This window comes from Variovorax sp. YR752, assembly GCF_943372545.1.
On sequence record NZ_CALRZC010000028.1, the window covers coordinates 49,965 to 56,106 of the forward strand.

Here is a 6,142-nt window from a genome sequence, read left to right on the forward strand (position 1 = left end):
CTGTGGAAATCGATCCGCGTCCGAAGTCAGGTCATCCGCGCCCGCCATACGTCCGGCAACGCCTCCTCCTCCCGCAGCTTCTGCGTCACCACCGCGATGAACGCCGACACCGCCCGCGGCAGGTGCTTGCGGCTCGGGTAGACCACGCTCAGGCCGTGCCCGGTGCGCTGGTACTGCGGCAGCACCGGCACCAGCCGCCCGGCCTCCACGTCGAGCCGCCCCATGGCCGGTGGCAGCAGCGCGATGCCCAGGTCGGCGATGGCAGCCTTGCGCAATGCCTGTGCGGTGTTGCCGCTGAAACGGCCGCCGACCTGCACTTCTTCTTCCTTCCCGCCGGGCCCGGTCAGGCGCCAGGTGGTGCGGCCGCTGGGGTGGCCGGGGGTCACGCAGTCGTGGTCGGCCAGCTCGCCCAGCGTGGCGGGCGTGCCGCGCGCGGCCAGGTAGGCGGGGCTGGCGACGAGGCCGTCGGTGCGCGGGCCGAGCAGCTGACGGGCGACGTACCCCGAGTCGGCCAGCGCGCCGCCGCGGAAGGCGATGTCGATCTGCTCGGCGATCAGGTCGGCCTTGGCGTCGCTGAGCACGAACTCGACGCGCACCAGCGGGTACGCCGACAGGAAGTCGGCCACCCAGGCCATGGGAAAAAAGTCGAAGAAATCGGCCGTGGCCGCCACGCGCACCCGGCCGCTGGGTTCCTGGCTGCCGGTGATGAGCGCCTGCCCGGCCTCGACCAGCCCGTCGACCGCCTCGGCGCACTGCTCGTGAAATGCTTCCCCGGCGCCGGTGAGCGTGAGCTTGCGGGTCGAGCGCTGCAGCAGCCGGGTGCCGAGCTGCGCCTCCAGCTGCTGGATGCGCCGGCTCACGGTGTTGGGCGGCAGGCCCAGTCGGCGGCCCGCCTCGGCAAAGCTGCCGTGGCGCACCACCTGCACGAAGACGGCGATGTCGTTGAGGTCGAGCATGGCGGGGCCTATTCCTTCTGTTCGTGGACGAGTGCAATCCGACTCTACCGTCTAGTCGATCAATGCGTGCGTGCCTAACCTTCAGCCCATGGCCTTGCGGCCTTCGACCACCCCCATTTCATTCAGGAGCACGCACCCCATGACCGCACAACAACAACCCCGCATCGGCATCGTCATCGGCTCGACCCGCGAAGGCCGGTTCGGCGAGAAGCCCGCGCACTGGATCCACGAGATTGCGAAGCAGCGCACCGACCTGGCCTTCGAGCTGGTCGACCTGCGCGACCACCCGCTGCCCTTTTTCAACGAAGCCGGCGCGCCCGCCTGGGGTCCGGTGAAGAACGAGGCCGCGCAGCGCTGGCAGGCCAAGCTGGCCACCTTCGACGGGCTCATCATCGTCACGCCCGAGTACAACCACGGCCCGAGCGCGGTGCTGAAGAACGCGATCGACTGGGCCTACAAGGAGTTCATCCGCAAGCCGATCGGCTTCGTGGGCTACGGCGGTGTGGGTGCGGCGCGGGCCGTGGAGCAGCTGCGGCTGGTCGCGGTCGAGATGCAGATGGCGCCGGTGCGCCACGCGGTGCACATCGGCATGGTCGAGTTCCTCGGCATCTGGCAGCAAGGCAAATCGTTCGACGACTTCCCGCACCTGGCGCAGTCGGCCACGGGCCTGCTCGACGACATGGCGTGGTGGACCCGCGCACTGAAGGCCGCCAGGGAGGCCGTATGAGCGCAGCTGTTGTTGCCACCGACACCCGCGCGATCGTCTACCGCACGCGCGGCGCCAAGCACGGACCGATCACGCGGCTCATGAGCCCGGGCGACCTGGGCGAATACCTCAAGCCCTTCGTGTTCCTCGACCTGTTCGGCTTCGACACCACGGGCGGCCACAAGGGCTTCGGCATGCACCCGCACTCGGGCATCGCCACGCTGACCTGGCTCATCGAAGGCGACACGCTGTACGAGGACACGACCGGCGAACAGGGCGTGCTGCGCGGCGGCGGCGTCGAGTGGATGCGCGCCGGCAACGGCGTGTGGCACACGGGCGCACCGGCGCCGGGTGTGACGCGCGTGCAAGGCTTCCAGCTCTGGGTGGCGTTGCCGGCCGCCGAGGAAAACGCGCCCGCGCAGAGCATTTACCTCGCGCCTTCGCAGGTGCCGCAGGACGGCCCGGCGCGCGTGCTGCTCGGGCGTTACGGCGCGGCGCAAAGCCCCATTCCGGCGCCCTCGCCGATGAACTACCTGGCCGTGCAGCTGAAGGACGGCGAGCGCTGGCGCTACACGCCGCCCGCCGGCCACACGGTGGGCTGGGTGGCGGTGAATGCCGGCCGGCTCGACGCGGGCGACGGCACTGGCGGATCCATCGGCACGGGCGAGCTCGCGGTGTTCGAAGAATCCGACGCGGCGCTCGACTTTGTGGCGCAGGGCGACACGGCCTTCGTGCTCGGCTCGGCCGTGCCGCATCCGCACGAGCTGGTGATGGGCCACTACTCGGTCCACACCAGCCGCGCGACGCTCGACCAGGGCGAGGCCGAGATCCGCCGCATCGGCGCGAAGCTGCGTGAGGAAGGCCGGCTGGCCTGAATGAAACACGCGTAAGCCAGCATGCGCCGCGCGGGCGGCTGCGCCAGAATCGTTCGCTTCTGTTTTATCGAACGACCCTGCAGCTGCCCGCCATGAATCTCGTCGACGCCTTCGCCGCCCACGCCACCCATTTCATCGACATCCGGCGCGACATCCACGCGCACCCCGAACTCGGTTTCGAAGAGCACCGCACCGCCGAGAAGGTCGCGAGCCTGCTCACCGAATGGGGCATCGAGGTGCACCGCGGCATCGCGGGCACGGGCCTGGTCGGCGTGCTGCGCAAAGGCACGGGCACCCGCACCATCGGCCTGCGCGCCGACATGGACGCGCTGCCGCTGAACGAGGCCAACGACTTCGCCCACAAGTCCACGCACGCGGGCCGCATGCACGCCTGCGGGCACGACGGCCACACGACGATGCTGCTGGCCGCCGCCTGGCACCTGTCGCAGCAGGGGCCCACCGACTTCGATGGCACGGTGCATTTCATCTTCCAGCCCGCTGAAGAGATGGGCAAGGCCGGCGCGAAGAAGATGATCGACGAGGGCCTGTTCGAGCGCTTCCCGTGCGATGCGGTGTTTGCGCTGCACAACTTCCCGGTCGGCGACGTGGGCCGCTTTGCGCTCAACGAAGGTGCGCTGATGGCGTCGAGCAACACTTACAAGGTCACGCTGCGCGGACGCGGCACGCACGCCTCGATGCCGCACACCGGCATCGACCCGGTGGCCGCCGTGGTCACGCTGGCGCAGCAGCTGCAGACCATCGTGCCGCGCACCATTCCGAGCACCGAGCGCGCCCTGCTCGCGGTCACGCAGCTGCAGGGCTCCGACGCGCCCAACGTGATTCCCGATGAAGCCTCGGTGGGCGGCACGGTCCGCACCTTTTCCGTCGAGGCCATCGACAAGATCGAGGCGCGCCTGCGCGAGGTGGCCCAGGGCGTGGCCATGGCGCACGGCTGCACGGCCGACATCTTCTTCAAGCGCTCGTCGCCGCCGGTGGTGAACCACGCGGCCGAGGCGCGCTTTGCGGCCGGCGTGATGCGCGAGGTGGTGGGCGACGACATGGTCACCGACGACTTTCCCGCCGTGATGGGCGCCGAAGACTTCGCGCACATGCTGCTGGCGCGGCCCGGCTGCTACGCCTTCCTGGGCAATGGCGACGGCGACCACCGGCTGGACGGCCACGGGCCCGGCCCTTGCATCATCCACAACACCTCGTTCGACTTCAACGACGAGATCATCCCGATCGGTGCCAGCTACTTCGTGAAGCTGGTGCAGCGCTGGCTGCCGTCGGGCGCCTGACCCATTTTTTTGTTGACGATGATGAAAGCGGCTCCGCCCATGACTTTTTCTCTGCTGACCCGACGTTCGCTGGCTGCCGCGGCAGCCGCCCTGGCCCTCGGTAGCTTCGGCCTGGCCCATGCGCAGCAGCGCGTGATCCACATCATCGTGCCCTTCGGCACGGGCGCCGTGCAGGACACGGTGGCGCGCGCCTTCAACAACGAGCTGGGCGCCGCGCTCGGCGGCAGCGCCATCGTCGAGAACCGCGCGGGCGCGGGCGGCACGGTGGGCGCGGCGATGGCGGCCAAGGCGCCGGCCGACGGCAACACGCTGGTGCTGGCGGCGGCCAGCCACAACATCGCGGGCTTCCTGTACAGCAAGCTGCCCTACGACCCGCTGAAGGATTTCGTCGGCGTGGCCAACGTGGGCAACGCGGGCTATGTGCTGGCGGTGGCCAGCGGCATGAACGTGGCGAGCACGGCCGACTTCATCAAGGAGGTCAAGGCCAACCCCGGCAAGTACAACTACGCCTCGGCCGGCAACGGCAGCGCCACGCACCTGGCGATGGCGTCGTTCCTCGCGAAGGCGGGCTTGCAGATGACGCACATCCCGACCAAGTCGACCGGCGAGGCCGTGAACGAAGTGCTCGCGGGCCGTGTGCAGGCGGTGATCTCGTCGAGCATCGGCGTGATGGGCTTCCAGGACGACGCGCGCATGAAGCTGCTGGCCTCCACCGGCCAGGCGCGCAGCCCCTTCCTGCCGAAGCTGCCGACGGTGGGCGAGAGCGGCCTGCCGGGCTACGCCTTCGATTCGTGGATCGGCCTGCTGGCGCCAGCCGCTACGCCGAAGGCCGAGGTCGAGCGCATCAACGCGGCGGCCAACAAGGTGCTGGCCGATCCGGTGATCCAGGAACGCTTCAAGCGCCTGGGCGTGGAGCCGCGCAGCCAGAACGTCGAGGCTTTCCAGAAGCTGCTGCGTGCGGATTGGGATGCGATGGGGGTGGTGGTGAAGGCTTCGGGGGCGAAGGTCGACTGACCTTTTTGTTCGCTTGATTCAGCGCTCCTGTTCGGGGCGCGTGCCCGGGCCACCGGGTACTTCCCTCCGCGAATGTCCCCCGCTTCGCTCCTCCTGATATTGTTTAATCCGCTCCTACCGCGCTAAAGGGAGCCCGTTCGGTGAACCCCGATCTCCTCCTTGGGCCGACCAGCCCGCAATCAAGACTGGGAGCCCGAACGGATTCGACGCTGTAGCTCGAACGGTGTCTTGGGGCGTCGCCAGCCTGGCGCTGGCGATGACCCCGCATATCAGGGTGTGCATGTCGAATGCGGCGCATTGGTCCTTCAAGCAAGGAGTACTGCGGTGACATGCAAAGTAGGCGTCGACATCAGCAAGACGAAGCTGGATGCGGCATGGCTCAGAGCGGACGGCAAGTACCGATCCAAGGTGTTTCCCAACAATGCGAGCGGCTTCGCGGACATGCTGCGATGGCTGGATTTCCATCTGCCCGACGGCAAGGCCGACGCCCATGTGTGCATGGAAGCCACGGGCACGTACCACGAGGGCCTGGCGTTTTTCCTGCATGACCATGCCGTGGCGGTCTCGGTCGTGAACCCGCTGCAGGTCAAGCGATTCATGGAGCTGGAGCGGGTGCGCAACAAGACCGACGAAGGCGATGCGAAGGCCCTGGCGCGGTTTTGCGACAAGACAGAGCCACCGGTGTGGGAGGCGCCTTCCGCGGGCGTGCGCTCCCTGCAAGCGCTGGTGGCCCGACTGGACACGCTGCAGGAGCTCAGGCAGGGAGAGTTGAATCGACTGGAAGTCGCTCACGACTCGGTCAAGCCCTCCTTTGTTGCAGTCATCACCAGCCTGGACGAATCCATCGAAGAGGTGCGCAAGAAGATCCGTCAGACCATCGACGACGACCCCGATCTGCACCAGCGCAGCGAGCTTCTGGCCTCGATTCCCGGCCTGGGCGACAGGACAATCCCCCAGCTGCTGGCGTACATCGGGCGTCCCGAGCGGTTCACGTCCGTGAAGGCACTGATCGCCTATGCCAGCCTGACGCCGATGATTCGGCAGTCTGGAACCTCGCTGGACAAGCGACGAGGCACACACCCGCAGGGGCATCGGGAGTTGAAGAAGGCGCTGTACTTCCCGGCCATGGTGGCGGGCAAGTACAACCCGCTGATCGCCGAGTTCTGGCAACGCCTGAAGGCGCAGAACAAGCCCGGCAAGCTCATCGTGGTGGCCTGCATGCACAAGCTGCTGGCCATCGCCTACGGTGTTCTGAGGTCCCGAAAACCCTTTGATGCGAACTACCTCAAGGCA

General features: G+C 67.9%; 6 protein-coding genes. 5 read left to right on the forward strand and 1 reads right to left on the reverse strand.

The features are described from left to right. Window positions 1–26: 26 nt before the first annotated feature. Entirely contained in the window at window positions 27–956 is a 930-nt protein-coding gene (locus AAG801_RS09525) for a LysR family transcriptional regulator (RefSeq protein ID WP_341888175.1), read from the reverse strand. Between the two features lie 139 nt (window positions 957–1,095). Here AAG801_RS09525 and AAG801_RS09530 point away from each other — a divergent pair, with 139 nt between their 5' ends. From AAG801_RS09530 to AAG801_RS09550, 5 genes are all read left to right on the forward strand, one after another. Beyond that, window positions 1,096–1,683: an NAD(P)H-dependent oxidoreductase gene (locus AAG801_RS09530; RefSeq protein ID WP_341888176.1), complete on the forward strand. Its 588-nt coding sequence runs from the start codon at window positions 1,096–1,098 to the stop codon at window positions 1,681–1,683. Continuing rightward, complete coding sequence (locus AAG801_RS09535) at window positions 1,680–2,537, forward strand: pirin family protein (protein WP_341888177.1); 858 nt, start codon at window positions 1,680–1,682, stop codon at window positions 2,535–2,537. The genes AAG801_RS09530 and AAG801_RS09535 overlap by 4 nt, the downstream gene beginning before the upstream one ends. Before the next feature lie 92 nt (window positions 2,538–2,629). Then, a complete protein-coding gene (locus tag AAG801_RS09540) occupies window positions 2,630–3,835 on the forward strand; it encodes a M20 aminoacylase family protein (protein ID WP_341888178.1) in 1,206 nt (401 codons plus the stop codon). 21 nt (window positions 3,836–3,856) lie between these two features. After that, entirely contained in the window at window positions 3,857–4,849 is a 993-nt protein-coding gene (locus AAG801_RS09545) for a tripartite tricarboxylate transporter substrate-binding protein (protein ID WP_341888182.1), read from the forward strand. Window positions 4,850–5,173: 324 nt separating this feature from the next. Continuing rightward, window positions 5,174–6,142: IS110 family transposase (locus AAG801_RS09550; protein WP_341888179.1), on the forward strand; the 969-nt coding region annotated here is incomplete at its 3' end.

Bases quoted from the DNA above. Each gene is read 5' to 3' on its own strand.
- AAG801_RS09525 (WP_341888175.1), bottom strand. From the start codon at position 956: ATGCTCGACCTCAACGACATCGCCGTCTTCGTGCAGGTGGTGCGCCAC.
- AAG801_RS09530 (WP_341888176.1), top strand. From the start codon at position 1,096: ATGACCGCACAACAACAACCCCGCATCGGCATCGTCATCGGCTCGACC.
- AAG801_RS09535 (WP_341888177.1), top strand. From the start codon at position 1,680: ATGAGCGCAGCTGTTGTTGCCACCGACACCCGCGCGATCGTCTACCGC.
- AAG801_RS09540 (WP_341888178.1), top strand. From the start codon at position 2,630: ATGAATCTCGTCGACGCCTTCGCCGCCCACGCCACCCATTTCATCGAC.
- AAG801_RS09545 (WP_341888182.1), top strand. From the start codon at position 3,857: ATGAAAGCGGCTCCGCCCATGACTTTTTCTCTGCTGACCCGACGTTCG.